Raw genomic sequence first — 14,988 nt, forward strand, 5'->3', positions numbered from 1 at the left:
TCCCGACAATTTTTATTTTAATAAGCTTTTATCCCGCACGGCGCCTTTATCCGCCGATGTCGCGAAATGCCCGAAGACTTTCAATGCAAAGGATACTTCACGTTGGCGGTTTGCCGGTTGCCAACCTTTGGCATCTTGTTCGGCGCGGCGTTTGGCTAATTCTTCATCGCTGATCTTGAGGTTAATCGCACGATTCGGAATGTCGATTTCGATAATGTCGTCATCCTGTACTAAACCAATCGCACCACCGGAAGCCGCTTCAGGCGAGGCATGGCCAATCGATAAGCCGGATGTGCCACCGGAGAAACGTCCGTCCGTTAACAAGGCGCATTTTTTGCCTAAGCCCATGGATTTTAAATAGCTGGTCGGATAAAGCATTTCTTGCATACCCGGGCCGCCTTTTGGACCTTCGTAACGGATAATCACAACGTGACCTTCTTTGACTTTACCACCTAAAATACCGGCTACAGCGTCTTCTTGGCTTTCAAACACGATGGCACGACCGGTGAATTTCCAGATAGATTCATCCACGCCCGCGGTTTTGACGATACAACCGTCTTCGGCAATGTTCCCGAACAAGACGGCTAAGCCACCTTCTTGAGAAATCGCATTTTCTTTGTTGCGGATACAGCCGCTTACACGGTCATCATCTACGCTATCCCAACGGCAATCTTGTGAGAAGGCTTGGGTGGTGCGAATGCCTGCCGGGCCGGCGCGGAAGAATTTGTGTAATGCTTCGTCTTGGTTACGGATAATGTCGTATTGATTGAGCTGCTCGCCCATGGTTAAGCCCAACACGGTGTGAGTGTTTTTGTGAATTAACCCCGCGCGATCCAATTCGCCCAATAAGCCCATAATGCCGCCTGCGCGGTGTACGTCTTCCATGTGGTATTTGTTGGTGTTCGGCGCAATTTTGCTCAAACAAGGCACAACGCGAGATAAACGGTCGATGTCTGCCATTTTAAAATCTACCCCCGTTTCTTGTGCTGCTGCGAGTAAGTGTAAAACGGTGTTACTGGAACCGCCCATGGCGATATCTAAGCTCATGGCGTTTTCAAAGGCATCAAAGGTACCGATGGAACGGGGCAATACGCTTTCGTCGTCTTGCTCATAATAACGTTTGCACAGTTCGACGATTTGACGACCGGCTTTTAAGAACAAGTCTTTACGGTCGGCGTGGGTGGCAAGCATAGAACCGTTGCCCGGTAAAGATAACCCTAAGGCTTCTGTTAAACAGTTCATGGAGTTGGCAGTAAACATCCCTGAGCAGGAACCGCAAGTCGGGCAGGCGCTACGTTCGATAGCATCAATACGCTCATCACTGACATTAGGATCCGCCGCTTCAATCATCGCATCGACTAAGTCTAAACGAATCAGTTGATCCGATAACTTGGTTTTGCCGGCTTCCATCGGACCGCCTGATACGAAGATGGTCGGAATATTCAAACGCATCGCTGCCATCAACATTCCCGGGGTGATTTTGTCACAGTTGGAAATACACACCATGGCATCGGCGCAGTGGGCGTTCACCATATATTCCACGCTGTCTGCAATTAAATCACGGCTTGGTAAGGAATACAGCATTCCTCCGTGTCCCATGGCAATACCGTCATCCACCGCAATAGTGTTGAATTCTTTCGCCACGCCGCCGGCTTTTTCAATTTCCGTCGCGACCAGTTGTCCCATGTCTTTTAAATGCACATGCCCCGGGACGAATTGGGTGAAGGAGTTCACTACCGCAATAATCGGTTTGCCGAAATCATTTTCTTTCATTCCTGTGGCACGCCATAAGGCACGTGCGCCTGCCATATTTCGACCTTGTGTGCTGGTCGCTGAACGAAGTTTTGGCATAAATAAATTCTCCGAGTAAGTTTTCGTTAAGGTTTATATGAATTTCTTCGTTAATTGAGACTGCCACAAACGCTTGCGTTTGTGGCAGAAGATAAAACGGAGAAATTATTCAATAAAATATTGTCTTATTTCATCTCAATCACATCCGGCAACTTCTCCAACTGACTCACCAACAACTCCAAAGTGCGGTCGGATTTTACGGTGAATTTTAACCGCACTTTGTCGTCAATCAGTTGCATATCCATTTGAGTCACGGTGAAGCCACGGTGGCGGACGACGCGGAGAATGCGCTCTAATACTTCGGGACGGTGTTGGGCGGTGAGATCGATTTGGTGTTCCATGTGATTACTCCATACTTTCCAACATATCTGCGTTGCACGCGCCCGGCGGCACTAGCGGCCACACGTTTTCATCGGAATGGATGCAAATATGCAATAAATAAGCTTCTTGGCTATTGAATAAGCGTTCTAGCGCAGCGTCCACTTGGTGAGCGGAATCAATGCGTTCCCCTTTAATGTCGAAAGCCGAGGCAAGTACCACGAAATCCGGGTTGTCGTCGAGAATGGTACTACTGTGACGGGCATTGAAGAAGAGAGATTGCCATTGGCGCACCATGCCGAGGCGTTGGTTATCCAATAACACAATTTTAATTGGGGCTTTGCCGCGACCAATGGAGCCGAGTTCTTGAATGTTCATCATGATGGAGCCATCACCGCTGACTAAAATCACTTCATCTTCCGGGCGGGCTTTTTTCGCACCGATGGCGGCAGGCAAGCCGAAACCCATGGTGCCGAAACCGGCGGAGGTGATGAAGTTTTCCGGTGCGTGATGTTGCACATGCAGTGCCGACCACATTTGATGTTGTCCCACATCGGTGACGATGATAGTTTCCGGTGTTTTTTTGCGTGAAATGCTGTTGAGCAACCATAACGGGTTGATGAGTTGTTCGCCATTATGTTCACCGTAGCTGAACGCAAATTGTTGTTTATATTGTGCAACGGTTTGTTGCCAAGGGGCGATGTCAAGCGGCACGCTGAGGTTTTCTAGCGTGGCGATTAGATGGCCGCGTAATGCCACATCAGGGCGGCGTAATTTGCCTAATTCAGCACCATCGATATCCACATGAATCACTTTGGCGTGTGGCGCGAAGGTGTCAAGTTTGCCGGTCACGCGGTCATCAAAACGTGCGCCGAACACGAGTAATAAATCAGCTTCTTGTGTGGCGTAGTTAGCGGCTTTGGTGCCGTGCATACCGATCATACCGAGATAATAGGGATTGTCAGGCGATACCGCGCCAAGCCCTTTTAAAGTTACGATACTTGGCATTTGGGTCGTGTGTAAGAAATAACGCAATGCCGGCACGGCGCCTGCCATACCCACACCACCACCAATATACGCCATTGGGCGTTTGGCGAGTTTTAATAGCTCAAGCGCCTGCGTTAATTGTTTGTCGCAAAGTGCGGTCGTTTTTGGCGGCGAATTCACGATAGGTTTTGCCGTAGTTGGCGCAACTTGGACGTCTTTCGGCACATCGATCAAGACGGGGCCTGGTCTGCCACTTTTGGCAATTTCAAAGGCTTTGGCAATAATTTCCGGTAATTCGTCGATGTTTTGTACGATGAAACTGTGTTTGGTGCAGGCAAGGGATAAACCAAGTACATCCGCTTCCTGAAAGGCATCGGTGCCGATAAGTGGCGAGGCAACTTGACCTGTAATGGCAACGATAGGAATAGAATCCATTAAGGCATCGCCCAGTCCGGTGATGAGGTTAGTTGCGCCGGGGCCGGAAGTGGCAATACATACGCCAACTTTGCCGGAGGCACGCGCATAGCCAATAGCCGCCATGGCAGCACCTTGTTCGTTACGGCAAAGTAAATGGTCTAAGCCGGAATCATAAATTGCATCATAGGTCGGCATGATGGCACCGCCGGGATAACCGAAAATAGTATCCACGTGATGTGCTTTTAAGCACTCGATGATTAAATTTGCACCGTTCATATTCGTAGCTGTGTTCAATTGTTAGGGAAGCGATTTTTTCGTGTGAAAGGTTTAATCTTTTATTACATTTCCTGAAAAAATTCAAGAAAACTGCCAATATTTTTATGCAAAATTTGCTACTATTAGCCATTATGTCATTTAAGGTGAACAATTATGCAAAAACGTCCCTATCGCGCCATCGTGTCGGACATGGATGGAACCTTACTGAACGAACATCATGTTATCGGTGATTTTACTGCGCAAACCTTGGAACATCTGTATGACAACAAAGTCGATATTATCCTTGCCACAGGGCGTAATTACTTTGATGTATCCAGTATTTTAAAGAAAACCAAGGTGAAAGAGGCGGTGTTGATTACGTCAAATGGCGCACAAGCGCATAACTTACACGGAGAGTTGTTGCTAAATAATTCCTTGCCGGAAGAGATTGCGTATCAAGTAATGAATTTGCCCTTTGACGACAACCGCGTCTGTGTCAACAGCTATCAGGCTGATGGCTGGTTTATCAACAAAGACATTCCCGAACTTTACAAGTATCACAAAGATTCCGGCTTTTTATACAATGTGGTAGATTTTAAGCAACATCACGGACGAGACACGGAAAAAGTGTTTTTTATCGCCCGTATACCTACAGATTTGGTGGAATTGGAACAGCGTATTCGTCAGGACTTCGGCGAGAAAATCAGCATGACTTATTCCACGCCGATTTGCTTGGAAGTAATGAATAAAAATGTGTCAAAAGCCACCGCACTTGCGCAGGTGATTGGGCAACGGGAATACGGTTTGCAAGATTGCATCGCCTTTGGTGATGGTATGAATGATGTCGAAATGTTGGCGGAAGTGGACAAGGGATGCATTATGGGCAACGCCGATCCCCGTTTGATACAACGTTGTCCACAGCTGGAAACTATCGGTTGCAACACGGAGGAGGCTGTTGCGGTTTACCTTCGTGCGATTTTTGGGATGGATTAATGCCGCTATTATCTTCTTTACTCTGGATTAGCAGTGGTGCCGTGCTGGGCGCTTGCTTGCGCTGGGGCTTGGGCTTGTTGCTCAATCCATGGTTTAGCGCTTTTTCTTTTGGCACCTTGATCGCCAATTATTTAGGCAGTTTTATTATCGGTGCGCTATTTGCCTTATTTTGGTTCATTCCTCAACTTTCGGAAGCTTGGAAGTTGTTTTTGGTGACTGGCTTTCTTGGTAGTTTAACCACGTTTTCCTCATTTTCCATTGAAGTGGTCAACAATTTCCTAAACGGCAAACTCGGCATCGCCTTGGGATTAATTGCCGCCCACGTCATCGGTAGTTTATTGTTTACCCTATTGGGTTTATTGTTGGTTCGCTATGCGCTGAAGTAAAAAACGCATAAATATGTTGTAAGGTTGGCGTGCGAATCGCATCGGTTTCAAACAAAATTTCATGTTTCGCTCCGGCAATTTTCTTTAAACTGCCATGCATAAAAAGTGCGGTGAGTTTTTCCAACGTTTTATTATTCACGATTTGTTCTTGTTCCGCCTCTAACACCAATATCGGCGTTTCGATGCGTGGCAATATTTTCGGCAAATGCTTAATGGCGATCAGACATAAATACGCCCAACGGAAAGTCGGTCCGCCCACGCGAATAGAAGGATTTGCCAAATTAATGTCATTCATTCTTTGCATTCGCGTACTATCATGGCTTAACAAATTTTCCTGCACATCCACCGGTTTATAAGGCCCTTTACCGAACACATAACGCTTTCCTTGTCCAAATAACATCATCAGACTTAACAGCATTTCATCACGCACAGGGTGCTTTAAAGGCATGCCAAAAAACGGCGCAGAGAACACCGCACGTTGAATGCGATGATCAAAATTTGCCAAATAATAGGTCGCCACTAACGCTCCGAGCGAGTGTGCCAGAATATATTGATTGGGATAGGGATAAAGTGCGGTCAGATTTTCAATAATTTCTGCCATGTCCTCGACATAAAAACGAAATTCATCCAAATGGCCTTTTTCGCCATCGTTCAGTAAACGCTGGGAATAACCTTGTCCGCGGTGATCAAAAATCAGTACATCATAGCCTTGTTGATAAACATCGTAAGCCAATTCCGTCCATTTCAACATATTTTCCGCCCGACCATTGACCATGATCACCAACTCACGTGCTGTCGGATGATGAATAAAATGACGATATGCCAGCCGACAGCCGTTTTTTCCATGAAGATATTGCAAGGGATATTGTGCGGCGAATTGAGAAAATTGAAAGGACATCATTGTATGCAAATTCGTAGTATAATGGTTAGAGCGCAGCATTCTATCATGCGTCGCTCCATGAGAACATGGCCTCCAACAGAAAGGGATTGCCTTAACGTGACGAAGAATCGGAACGCGGGTTGATCTAGAACAAGTTAATCATAAAATTCAGGGAAAATACCTCTTTATGGTGATGATTCTGGTGGGGCAAGTAATTATTATGCAATATTCAAAAATGGCTCATCGGACCTTATGTCAAAGATGACAATAAAATAGATTATCTGAACAATGAATCAAACTGAAATCTTATCAATGGAAGAAGCGAAAGACTGGCACGTTGTCGGTTTGGTGGTGCAAGGAAACCCCAAAAAAATACCGGCAATTCGTACCGCACTTTTAGCCATTCCACACACAGAAGTGCCAACTTTTGATGAAAAAATCGGCAAGATTGTTGCGGTAATGCAGTCTCACGATCAGCATATTTTGCTTAACAACATGGAATCTGTGAAAGATATTGACGGTGTTATTACCGTCTCGCTGATTTATCATCAACAAGATGAACAGCCTGAATAACTCAAAAATCATATAGTGGGGGGAAAACACTATGAATTTAAGTCGTAGAGACTTTATGAAAGCGAATGCTGCTATGGCTGCAGCAACCGCAGCCGGACTTGCAATTCCGGTGAAAAATGTAGAAGCCGCTGAAACCGAAATCAAATGGGATAAAGCGGTATGTCGTTTCTGTGGTACCGGTTGTGCTGTATTAGTGGGAACAAAAGACGGTCGCGTTGTGGCGTCCCAAGGTGACCCGGATGCAGAAGTAAACCGTGGTTTAAACTGTATCAAAGGCTATTTCTTACCGAAAATCATGTACGGTAAAGACCGTCTAACCCAGCCAATGTTACGTATGAAAGACGGCAAATACGATAAAAACGGTGATTTCACACCGGTTAGCTGGGATGTCGCCTTTAAAACCATGGCAGAAAAATTCAAAGCTGCGATTAAAGAGCTTGGCCCTAATGGTGTTGGGATGTTTAGTTCAGGTCAAACCACCATTTTTGAAGGCTACGCAAAATCCAAACTTTGGAAAGCCGGTTTCCGCTCTAACAACATCGACCCAAATGCCCGTCACTGTATGGCATCTGCGGCGGTTGCATTCATGCGTACTTTCGGTATGGATGAACCGATGGGTTGTTATAACGACATCGAAAATGCCGAAGCTTTTGTGCTTTGGGGTTCCAACATGGCAGAAATGCACCCGATCTTATGGTCCCGTATTACTGACCGTCGCTTATCCAATCCGGATGTTAAAGTGGCGGTACTTTCCACCTATGAACACCGTAGTTTCGAATTAGCCGATTATGGTTTAATCTTCAAACCGCAAACGGACTTGGTTATTTTAAACTACATTATCAATTACTTAATTCAAAACGATGCCATTAACTGGGATTTCGTTAATAAACACACCAAATTTAAACGTGGTGAAACCGATATCGGTTATGGTTTACGTGATAATCACCCATTACAAAAAGCCGCTAAAAATCCAAACAGCGGTAAGATGTATGACAGTAACTTCGAAGAATTAAAAGCTTTAGTTTCTGAATACACCTTAGATAAAGCTCACGAAATGTCAGGTGTGCCAAAAGATGTATTGGAAGAGCTTGCGAAATTGTATGCGGATCCAAAACGTAAAGTGGTGTCTTATTGGACCATGGGCTTTAACCAACATACTCGCGGTGTGTGGGCGAACCACTTAATCTATAACATTCACCTCTTAACCGGTAAAATTTCTATTCCGGGTTGCGGTCCGTTCTCTTTAACCGGTCAACCGTCTGCTTGTGGTACGGCGCGTGAGGTAGGTACCTTTATTCACCGTTTACCGGCGGACTTAGTCGTGACCAATCCAAAACACCGTGAAATTGCAGAAAAAATTTGGAAATTGCCTGCAGGATTAATTACAGATGTGTTAGGTTTCCATGCCGTTGCGCAAAGCCGTGCATTAAAAGACGGCAAAATGCGTGTGTTATGGCAAATGTGTACCAACAATATGCAAGGTGGTCCAAACATTAACGAAGAGACCTTCCCGGGCTGGCGTAATCCGGATAACTTTATCGTGGTATCCGACCCATACCCAACCGTTTCTTGTTTAGCGGCTGACTTAATGCTTCCAACTGCTATGTGGGTAGAAAAAGAAGGGGCTTACGGTAACGCGGAACGTCGTACTCAATTCTGGCGTCAACAAGTGAAAGCACCAGGTGAAGCAAAATCTGACGTATGGCAATTAGTGGAGTTCTCTAAATATTTCACCACTGATGAAATGTGGCCGGCAGAAATTTTAGAGAAAAATCCGGAATATAAAGGCAAAACCTTATATGAAGTGTTGTACCGCAATGGTCAAGTGGATAAATTCCCATTAAGTGATCTTGCTGAAGGTCAATTAAACGATGAATCTTATCACTTCGGTTTCTATTTACATAAAGGCTTGTTTGAAGAATACGCGTCATTTGGTCGTGGTCATGGTCATGACTTGGCACCGTTTGATATGTACCACAAAGCACGCGGCTTACGTTGGCCGGTTGTTGACGGTAAAGAAACCTTATGGCGTTACCGTGAAGGCTTTGACCCGTATGTGAAAGAAGGCGAAGGTGTGGCGTTCTACGGCTATCCGGATAAAAAAGCGATCATTCTTGCAGTACCTTATGAGCCACCTGCAGAATCACCGGATGAAGAATACGATTTATGGTTATGTACCGGTCGTGTGTTAGAGCACTGGCACACAGGAACAATGACCCGTCGTGTACCGGAATTGCACCGTGCTTTCCCGAATAACGTAGTTTGGATGCACCCGAACGATGCACAAAAACGCGGATTACGTCATGGCGACAAGATTAAAATCGCTTCACGTCGTGGTGAAATGATTTCTTATTTAGATACTCGTGGCCGTAATAAAGTGCCGGAAGGCTTGGTTTACACCACTTTCTTTGATGCCGGTCAGTTAGCCAATAAGCTCACCTTAGATGCAACCGATCCGATTTCCAAAGAAACCGACTTCAAAAAATGTGCGGTGAAAGTGGAAAAAGCTTAATAAACAATGAAAAAAACGACCGCACTTCGGTGCGGTCATTAAGACAATGAAAAAACCGACTGTCACGCCTGAACGCCGAAAATTTCTCAAAGATGCAACCCGTACTGCGGGGGGGCTAGTGGGTCTTGGACTCTTATTAGGTTTACAACAAAAACAAAGCTTAGCCCGTGAGGGGGTGGCATTACGCCCACCATTTGCCATTGAGGATGATGAAAAGTTTGCTGCTGCCTGCATTCGTTGCGGTCAGTGTGTCCAAGCTTGCCCATATGATATGTTGCATTTGGCCTCCTTGCTTTCGCCAATGGAAGCCGGTACGCCGTACTTCATTGCGCGAGATAAGCCTTGTGAAATGTGTCCGGATATTCCTTGTGCGCATGCCTGTCCGAGTGGCGCTTTAGATCGTGATGCACAGGATATTAACCAATCCCGTATGGGACTTGCAGTCTTGTTGGATCATGAAACTTGCCTGAATTGGCAGGGGTTACGTTGCGATGTTTGCTATCGGGTTTGTCCGTTAATCGACAAAGCCATTACGTTAGAAAGTCATCGTAATGAGCGTACCGGAAAACACGCCATGTTTATTCCGACCGTACATTCAGATGCTTGTACCGGTTGTGGTAAATGTGAAGAAGCTTGCGTATTGGAAGAAGCCGCGATCAAAGTGCTTCCAATGTCCTTAGCGAAAGGTATGCTAGGCAAACATTACCGATTAGGTTGGGAAGAAAAATCCAAAGCCGGGCACTCGCTTGCGCCAAATGATTTGATCTCCATGCCGACCCGATTACCGGACGGCGTCGCTCCACCGGCAGGAGCCATTCCTGCAGCAGGTGTAGAAGAGATTCCGGAACCTATTTTGGCACCGGTATTAGGAGGTAAGTAATGGCTAATGCACCAAAATTTGCCGGACGAGAAGCCAGAGAAAAGCTAGGGTGGTGGCACGCCAATCGTTTCTTATTTTGGCGACGTCTAACCCAATTAAGCATTTTGTTGATGTTTTTAAGTGGACCTTACTTCGGCGTTTGGATTTTAAAAGGCAATTATAGTGGAAGCTTGCTATTTGATGTAATTCCATTAAGCGATCCGTTAATTACCTTAGAAAGTCTTGCCAGCGGTCACTTACCGGGAATTCTCACACTCAGTGGCGCATTAATTATTTTTATCACCTATGCGTTACTGGGCAGCAAAGTATTCTGTGGTTGGGTTTGTCCGCTAAATGTCGTCACCGATTGTGCGGCTTGGATTCGCCGTAAGTTAGGTATTCGCCAAACGGCAAAAATTCCACGCAGTTTACGCTACGCCATCTTAGTGATGATTTTAGCCGGTAGTGCCGTCAGTGGCTTATTATTATGGGAATGGGTCAATCCCGTTGCCGCCTTAGGAAGAGCCTTAATTTATGGCTTTGGTGCAACAGTGTGGTTAATCCTCGTTGTCTTCTTCTTTGATTTGTTCATTGTTGAACACGGATGGTGTGGACACCTCTGCCCAATCGGGGCAACTTATGGCGTTATCGGTGCAAAAAGCTTGCTTCGGGTCAAAGTCATTGACCGCGCAAGATGTGATAATTGCATGGACTGCTACAACGTTTGCCCGGAACCGCAAGTGTTACGCTCACCATTACACGGAAAAAATAGCGAAAGCCTCCTTGTGCTTTCACAAGATTGTATCAGTTGCGGACGTTGTATTGACGTTTGTCCTGAAAAAGTATTTACCTTTAGCCATAGGTTTAATAACGATATTCCTGTCGTCACATTAAACCAATAAAAATAAAAAAATTTCCATCATTCGGGGGAGTGATTAAAAATGACTAGAAAAAACCTCTTTACTTTTGGTAGTGCTGTATTGACGGCATTGTTTGCAACATCCGTCATGGCAGACCAAGCCAACACAGGTGCCGGCGACTTTTTCAATAATTCACCGGAGAGTGTCAAACCGGCATTCCACGATGCACCAAAACAAAGCGAATTGCCGGCATTAAACTATGTCAACCAACCACCAATGGTACCGCATAGTGTAAAAAACTACCAAATCACAAAAAATGTTAACCAATGCTTAAACTGCCACAGCGTTGAAGCGTCTCGCGTTACCGGTGCAACACGCATCAGCCCAACGCACTTCGCCGATCGCGAGGGTAACATTGGCGCTAGCGCATCTCCACGTCGTTATTTCTGTTTGCAATGTCACGTATCTCAATCGGATGTTGAGCCAATCGTGCCAAACGAATTCAAACCAATGAAAGGTTACGGACAATAAGAGGTGACTATGTCAGACAAAAAAAGCAACATCCTCAAGAGATTCTGGCACTGGTTTAGATCGCCTAGCCGTATCGCAGTAGGAACTATCATTGTATTGTCATTTATCGGCGGTATTCTATCTTGGGTAGGATTCAACTATGGTTTAGCACAAACAAACACGGAAGAATTCTGCGCAAGTTGCCACACCAATGATGCCTATCCGGAATATTTGCACAGCGTACACTATCAAACCCGTACCGGTGTGGGCGCAAGCTGTCCGGACTGCCACGTTCCGCATGAATTTGGCCCGAAAATGTGGCGAAAAGTGGTGGCAGCAAAAGAAGTGTATGCCCATTACATGGGCTTAACCGATACCCTTGAGAAATTTAATGCCCGTCGTCCGCACATGGCAGAAAATGAATGGGCACGGATGAAAGGCAACGATTCACAAGAATGTCGCAACTGCCACAAAATGGATCGTATGGACTTCTCCCAACAAAAAACCGTGGCACAAAAAATGCATAAATTTGCTCAAGAAAATGGCAAAACCTGTATTGATTGCCATAAAGGTATCGCACATAACTTACCGGATATGAGCAAAGTGGCACCGGGCTGGTTACAAGGCGCAGAGGCCAAACCGGAAGCGTCAAAAGACAAAAAATAAATCGGTTAACTGAAAACATTACGTTTTCTTACCGCACTTTAAAAACAAATAGGCACCTTCAAGGTGCCTATTTTGATCCCACGTAAATTAATTTACCTCATCGCATGCAACCTGTTACACGAAATCGTAAATACCCGAAAGAATTAAATAACGTTCCATGCGTGATTCGGTCGTGTATCAAGATGCACGTTACAAGGCAATCAATAAATTACACATCGGGGTTAATTATTCGTGCAACAAGTTGCATGCTACATACGAAATTGTGAATATCTGAAAGGGTTAAATAACGTTTCGTGTGTGATTTGGTCGTACATCAAGATGCACGTTACAAGGCAATCAATAAATTACACATCGGGGTTAATTATTCGTGCAACAAGTTGCACGCTACGTACGAAATTGTGAATACCCGAAAGGGTTAAATAACGTTTCGTGTATGATTTGGTCGTGCATCAAGATGAACGCTACAATATGGAATCACGCTCCCGTAGCGTGCAACTTGTTGCACGAAATGAATAACGCTCTTGACTGTTAATAATACGTTGTCTTAAAAAATACGTCCAAAAATCACCGCACTTTATTTCATGCCGTGGTTGATTCGGTCGTGCATCAATATACACATTACAAGGCAATCAATAAATTGCACATCGGGGTTAATTATTCGTGCAACAAGTTGCATGCTACATACGAAATTGTGAATATCTGAAAGGGTTAAATAACGTTTCGTGTGTGATTTGGTCGTACATCAAGATGCACATTACAAGACAAGCAGTAAATTACACATCGGGGTTAATTATTCGTGCAACAAGTTGCACGCTACGTACGAAATCGTGAATACCCGAAAGGATTAAATCACGTTCTTTGTGTGATTTGGTCGTGCATCAAGATACGCGCTACGCGTGAAATGAATAACGTGCAATACGTTGATTGGAAAAATATTTCCAAAGATCACCGCGCTTTCTTTGTCTATCGTATGTCTCTTTGGGAAGAGTGGTGGGTTGAGATTGCCTTAATAGCACAAGCCGCTATTCTACAGATAAAAAAAGCAAGGTCATTAACCTTGCTTTATTGATTTGGTGGAGATAATCGGGATCGAACCGACGACCTCTTGAATGCCATTCAAGCGCTCTCCCAACTGAGCTATATCCCCATAAGTGGCGGCTATGATAAATTCCGCCACTTAGTCTGTCAATATTAAATTTTTAATTCATTGCCATCAGATTAAATCTTAAGCATTTTGCCCGTGAATAAAATCAATAGCTCGTTGAATGCGATTTAATACACGATCACGTCCGATTCCTACTAAGGTCACATCCATAGACGGCGATTGTCCTGCACCGGTCACAGCGACGCGCAGAGGCATTCCCACTTTACCCATACCAACCTCTAATTCAGCGGCAGTTTGTTCAATGGCTTCGTGCGTAGAATGCAAATCCCAAGTAGAAAGTGCGGTCAGTTTTTCTTTTACTTTTTCAAGGGCTTCAACCGCGCCCGCTTTGAAATGTTTTTTCACCGCAGCTTCATCAAAATCGTCAAACTCTTCAAAGAAATAACGGCTGGCAATTGCCATTTCACGTAAGGTTTTACAACGATCCGCCAGCATGGTGATGATTTCCGTTAATGCCGGCCCGTTAGACGTGTCAATACCTAAATCCTGATATTGCCATGCTAAATGTTTCGCGACGTAGTCTGTCGGCAATTCACGAATATAGTGATGATTCAACCACAATAATTTTTCGGTGTTAAAGGCACTGGCAGATTTACTCACAGAGTGTAAATCAAATAAATCAATCATTTCTTGGCGGGTGAAAATTTCCTGATCACCGTGGCCCCAGCCCAAACGCACTAAATAGTTAATCAGCGCTTCCGGCAAATAGCCTTCATCACGATATTGCATCACGCTCACTGCGCCGTGACGTTTAGACAGTTTTTGACCATCGTCCCCGTTAATCATGGAAACGTGCGCATATACCGGAATCGGTGCGCCAAGAGCTTTTAAAATGTTAATTTGACGCGGGGTGTTATTAATATGGTCTTCACCGCGCACAACGTGGGTGATGCCCATATCCCAGTCATCTACCACCACGCAGAAGTTATAGGTCGGAGAACCATCGGTACGGCGAATAATCAAGTCATCCAATTCGCTGTTGCTGATTTCAATGCGTCCACGTACCGCATCATCAAATACCACAGCCCCCTCTGTTGGGTTCTTAAAACGCACCACGTGCGGTTCATCGGCAGAATGTTCGGCGTGTTCATGCAAGCAATGGCGGTCATAACGCGGTTTTTCTTTATTTTGTTCTTGTGTATGACGTAATGTTTCCAAACGTTCTTTGGTACAGTAACAACGGTATGCCAAGCCCTGTTCAATCATTTGATCGATAACTTGGTTATAACGATCAAAGCGCTTAGTTTGATAGTATGGACCGTGCTCCCAAGCCAAATCTAACCATTCCATTGCTTCTAAAATCGCCTGTGTAGCTTCCGGTGTGGAACGCTCTAAATCGGTATCTTCAATACGTAACACAAATTCACCGTGATTGTGTTTGGCGTATAACCAGGAATAAAGTGCGGTACGCGCGCCGCCAACGTGTAAATAACCGGTTGGGCTTGGCGCAAAACGGGTGCGCACTTTCACGTTGGGATCCAAATCAAATAATGCTTCTAATTTCATGTTATAACCTTTTTTATGTGCAAATAATTGTGCGGTATTGTACTACGAGTTGTTTGGATTCTTAAGGAAAAATCACGAATTATGCCTATTTTTGAAACAACTGACGGATTTTTGGTAAAAATCTGTTGACTGAAATCATTGAGCAATTATAATGCACGCTCACAACATTGAGGGCGATTAGCTCAGTTGGGAGAGCACCTCCCTTACAAGGAGGGGGTCACTGGTTCGAGACCGGTATCGCCCACCACTT

14 protein-coding genes and 2 tRNA genes are annotated in these 14,988 nt (G+C 45.1%); 10 read left to right on the forward strand and 6 right to left on the reverse strand.

The genetic code is table 11. From position 1 onward, the window contains the following. Window positions 1–12: 12 nt before the first annotated feature. The 3 genes from ilvD to ilvG form a co-directional block, all read right to left on the reverse strand. Entirely contained in the window at window positions 13–1,851 is a 1,839-nt protein-coding gene (ilvD, locus tag QZ106_RS03720; RefSeq protein WP_295974421.1) for a dihydroxy-acid dehydratase, read from the reverse strand. Between the two features lie 125 nt (window positions 1,852–1,976). Next, a complete protein-coding gene (gene ilvM / locus QZ106_RS03725) occupies window positions 1,977–2,192 on the reverse strand; it encodes an acetolactate synthase 2 small subunit (RefSeq protein ID WP_295974423.1) in 216 nt (71 codons plus the stop codon). Between the two features lie 4 nt (window positions 2,193–2,196). Beyond that, window positions 2,197–3,849: an acetolactate synthase 2 catalytic subunit gene (gene ilvG, locus QZ106_RS03730; RefSeq protein ID WP_295974425.1), complete on the reverse strand. Its 1,653-nt coding sequence runs from the start codon at window positions 3,847–3,849 to the stop codon at window positions 2,197–2,199. Between the two features lie 153 nt (window positions 3,850–4,002). On the opposite strand from ilvG, the gene QZ106_RS03735 reads away from it, so the two are divergent. Together QZ106_RS03735 and crcB are read left to right on the forward strand one after the other, a co-directional pair. After that, window positions 4,003–4,821, forward strand: coding sequence for a Cof-type HAD-IIB family hydrolase (locus QZ106_RS03735; protein ID WP_295974428.1), 819 nt, complete (start codon window positions 4,003–4,005; stop codon window positions 4,819–4,821). Next, on the forward strand, window positions 4,821–5,207 hold the full coding sequence (gene crcB, locus QZ106_RS03740; RefSeq protein ID WP_295974431.1) for a fluoride efflux transporter CrcB: 387 nt from the start codon (window positions 4,821–4,823) through the stop codon (window positions 5,205–5,207). Before QZ106_RS03735 ends, crcB begins: the two co-directional genes overlap by 1 nt. Here crcB and QZ106_RS03745 read toward each other — a convergent pair. Next, a complete protein-coding gene (locus QZ106_RS03745; protein WP_295974433.1) occupies window positions 5,164–6,108 on the reverse strand; it encodes an alpha/beta fold hydrolase in 945 nt (314 codons plus the stop codon). The genes crcB and QZ106_RS03745 overlap by 44 nt on opposite strands. Window positions 6,109–6,375: 267 nt before the next feature. On the opposite strand from QZ106_RS03745, the gene QZ106_RS03750 reads away from it, so the two are divergent. The 7 genes from QZ106_RS03750 (at window position 6,376) to QZ106_RS03780 (ending at window position 13,136) form a co-directional block, all read left to right on the forward strand. Then, the gene (locus QZ106_RS03750) at window positions 6,376–6,660 is read left to right on the forward strand and encodes a chaperone NapD (protein WP_295974435.1); all 285 of its coding nucleotides are present in this window, start codon (window positions 6,376–6,378) and stop codon (window positions 6,658–6,660) included. A 31-nt stretch (window positions 6,661–6,691) separates the two neighbouring features. Then, window positions 6,692–9,172, forward strand: coding sequence for a nitrate reductase catalytic subunit NapA (gene napA / locus QZ106_RS03755; protein ID WP_290521032.1), 2,481 nt, complete (start codon window positions 6,692–6,694; stop codon window positions 9,170–9,172). Window positions 9,173–9,218: 46 nt separating this feature from the next. After that, a complete protein-coding gene (gene napG, locus QZ106_RS03760; RefSeq protein ID WP_209363496.1) occupies window positions 9,219–10,052 on the forward strand; it encodes a ferredoxin-type protein NapG in 834 nt (277 codons plus the stop codon). Next, the gene (gene napH, locus QZ106_RS03765; RefSeq protein WP_021616333.1) at window positions 10,052–10,933 is read left to right on the forward strand and encodes a quinol dehydrogenase ferredoxin subunit NapH; all 882 of its coding nucleotides are present in this window, start codon (window positions 10,052–10,054) and stop codon (window positions 10,931–10,933) included. Before napG ends, napH begins: the two co-directional genes overlap by 1 nt. Before the next feature lie 39 nt (window positions 10,934–10,972). Beyond that, window positions 10,973–11,422: a nitrate reductase cytochrome c-type subunit gene (locus QZ106_RS03770; RefSeq protein WP_209363494.1), complete on the forward strand. Its 450-nt coding sequence runs from the start codon at window positions 10,973–10,975 to the stop codon at window positions 11,420–11,422. A 9-nt stretch (window positions 11,423–11,431) separates the two neighbouring features. After that, window positions 11,432–12,067 (forward strand): NapC/NirT family cytochrome c, encoded by a 636-nt coding sequence (locus QZ106_RS03775; RefSeq protein WP_021616331.1) that lies wholly within the window; start codon window positions 11,432–11,434, stop codon window positions 12,065–12,067. A gap of 901 nt (window positions 12,068–12,968) precedes the next feature. Next, window positions 12,969–13,136 carry a hypothetical protein gene (locus tag QZ106_RS03780; RefSeq protein WP_295974446.1) on the forward strand — a complete coding sequence of 56 codons (168 nt, stop codon included), beginning with the start codon at window positions 12,969–12,971 and terminating at the stop codon, window positions 13,134–13,136. A gap of 2 nt (window positions 13,137–13,138) precedes the next feature. On the opposite strand, the gene QZ106_RS03785 is transcribed toward QZ106_RS03780, so the two are convergent. After that, window positions 13,139–13,214: transfer RNA gene (locus QZ106_RS03785), tRNA-Ala, on the reverse strand. A gap of 78 nt (window positions 13,215–13,292) precedes the next feature. Beyond that, complete coding sequence (gene gltX / locus QZ106_RS03790) at window positions 13,293–14,738, reverse strand: glutamate--tRNA ligase (protein WP_295974448.1); 1,446 nt, start codon at window positions 14,736–14,738, stop codon at window positions 13,293–13,295. 171 nt (window positions 14,739–14,909) lie between these two features. Here gltX and QZ106_RS03795 point away from each other — a divergent pair. Then, a tRNA-Val gene (locus QZ106_RS03795) sits at window positions 14,910–14,985 on the forward strand. Window positions 14,986–14,988: the final 3 nt, after the last annotated feature.

It is taken from the genome of uncultured Aggregatibacter sp., assembly GCF_901873365.1.
Lineage (GTDB): Bacteria > Pseudomonadota > Gammaproteobacteria > Enterobacterales > Pasteurellaceae > Aggregatibacter.